At 44.9% G+C, this 911-nt stretch carries 1 protein-coding gene; it reads left to right on the top strand.

Annotated elements, in window-relative coordinates; all coding sequences use genetic code 11:
* Positions 1-911, top strand: a 911-nt coding sequence (locus AB4307_RS19010) for an ISL3 family transposase (protein ID WP_372132997.1), incomplete at both ends; no start/stop codon positions are given.

The following is a 911-nucleotide window of genomic DNA, read 5'->3' on the forward strand; positions in this document are numbered from 1 at the left end:
AAAACAGAGTCTCTATCTTGGTTAGAGCCTTATGCTCGTATAACGAAGCGCTTAAAAAGTTATATAGAACAACTGCTGCCTCTTCTTCCCATTAAGCATATCTCCCAGTTAACAAGCGTACATTGGCACACCATTAAAGAGATAGATAAACGCCGACTTCGCCAAGTGGTACCGTCAGTGAAATGGGAGGGGCTAAGGCAACTCGTCATGGATGAGTTCGCTATCTTTAAAGGACATCGGTATGCCACGGTCATTGCTGACGCTAAGACTCACCAAGTCATTTGGATAGGGTTAGGCCGTAGCCGCAAGGACATACGACCGTTCTTCGAGCTGTTAGGCAAGCATGGCAATAATATCGAAGCGGTCGCGATGGACATGAATACGGCTTTTGACCTTGAAGTTCAAGCGCATTGCCCGAACGCAAAAATCGTTTACGACTTATTCCATGTTGTTGCTAAGTTCGGTCGTGAGGTAATGGATAGAGTCAGAGTCGACCAAGCCAACAAACTCAAGCAAGATAAAAAAGCGAGGCAATGGGTCAAGCGCTCACGCTGGGTGTTGTTGAAAAATAGAGGCAACTTAAATCCACGGCAAGACAGCTATCTTACAGAAATATTGAATATCAATAAGGACTTAATGACCACTTATATACTCGGGGCACAACTCAAAGAGCTTTGGTATTGTGAATCAGAAGCACATGCTAAAGGGCTCTGGGAGGCGTGGTGGGCACAAGTACAAGAGAGTGGAATTAAGCCATTGAAAGAGTTCGCACGAAAACTGAGTCCTTATCTTCACGGTATTATCGCATCGGCAAGTTATCCGCTAAACACCTGCACCCTAGAAGGGATAAACAACAAGATAAAGCTAATCAAGCGAATGGGGTATGGGTATCGAGATACCGACTACTTCTT

This window comes from Vibrio sp. 10N.261.52.C2 (assembly GCF_041471425.1).
Taxonomy (GTDB): domain Bacteria; phylum Pseudomonadota; class Gammaproteobacteria; order Enterobacterales; family Vibrionaceae; genus Vibrio; species Vibrio crassostreae_C.